General features: G+C 41.3%; 2 protein-coding genes and 1 pseudogene. All 3 read left to right on the plus strand.

Going from position 1 to position 1,289, the window contains the following annotated elements:
- Positions 1 to 814: RHS repeat-associated core domain-containing protein (locus M975_RS23515; RefSeq protein ID WP_064558299.1), on the plus strand; the 814-nt coding region annotated here is incomplete at its 5' end.
- Positions 815 to 1,129, plus strand: coding sequence for an Imm58 family immunity protein (locus M975_RS23555; protein WP_064558302.1), 315 nt, complete (start codon positions 815 to 817; stop codon positions 1,127 to 1,129).
- Positions 1,130 to 1,186: 57 nt separating this feature from the next.
- A pseudogene (locus M975_RS23560) lies at positions 1,187 to 1,289 on the plus strand (hypothetical protein); the annotation flags it as partial.

Raw genomic sequence — 1,289 nt, forward strand, 5'->3', positions numbered from 1 at the left:
CCAGCTGGAGCCGGAACACACCCCGGAGAGAAAAATCCATCTTTACCACTGTGACCACCGGGGACTGCCGCTGGCACTGATTGATGAAACCGGAGCGATAGCCTGGCAGGCCGAATACGATGAATGGGGCAATCAGCTGGCAGAGGAGAACCCGCATCATCTGCAACAGCTCATTCGTCTGCCGGGTCAGCAGGTGGATGAAGAGACGGGATTGTATTACAACCGCCACCGTTATTATGACCCGCAGCAGGGGCGGTATATTACCCAGGATCCTATTGGGTTGGCGGGTGGGTGGAATTCGTACCAATACCCTCTGAGTCCGGTAACACAAATAGATCCTTTAGGGTTGGATGCATGTAAAATTTTATATCCTGATTACCCTATTGAATATATGGACGGGAAGACGAGCACTTGGCTTGGTGGACATGGAGGTATTCTTGGTTATGATAAAAATGGCACAACTAAGTATTATGAATATGGGCGTTATGCCCCAGGGCTAAAAGGCATTGTAGGTGCTAAATTATCTGCGGATGATGGAAATGTTAGAAGCATAAGTATGCCTGATTTAGTTTTAGGTAAAGATGGCAATCCTACTGACGAGTCACTGGAGAAACTCAAAGCTAATTTATCTAAAAAGGCTGGAAAAAATACCAATGCAGAGCTCACTTGCAGTAAGAACGTGGATGAAAAGAAATTATATGAGTATATTGATAAAATAGCCAATGATAAAGATAGACCTAAATATGACTGGAATCCACTATCTGCTAATCAATGCCGTAGCTTTGCAGAAAATGCATTTGAGGCTGGACAATAAATGAAAATATGTAAGATTATATTTATATCCCTTACAGTATTGAGTATATTTTTTAATGTGTTTTTTTTGTATAATTGGATAGATCGCTCAATTAGCTTGAGTTATTCCAACCAATCATTTGATGATTGTAATAACGATCTTTCAATGCTCAAAACACTAGTTAAAAGTGAGTTTAAAGGAATGGATGAAAAAAACATCCTACAACAGTTAGAGCGGAATGAATTAAATAAATCCACGTTAATTAAAGGGGGTGTTTTATATTTGGGGAATACAGAATTTATATTTTATGATGGTATTTTGATCGATATTAAATAATCAGTTATTTTTCGCTTGGCTTGTACCGTAATTTCTAGTGGATTAGGAATTGCCAAGTATGGCTGGGAAGGTGACCATCTGACCACCTCGCAGACGGACGAGTCGGTGTACCTGCCGGGAAGTTTTACACCCCTGCTGCGGGTGGAAACGGCGACAGACT

The organism is Buttiauxella brennerae ATCC 51605 (genome assembly GCF_001654925.1).
GTDB lineage: Bacteria > Pseudomonadota > Gammaproteobacteria > Enterobacterales > Enterobacteriaceae > Buttiauxella > Buttiauxella brennerae.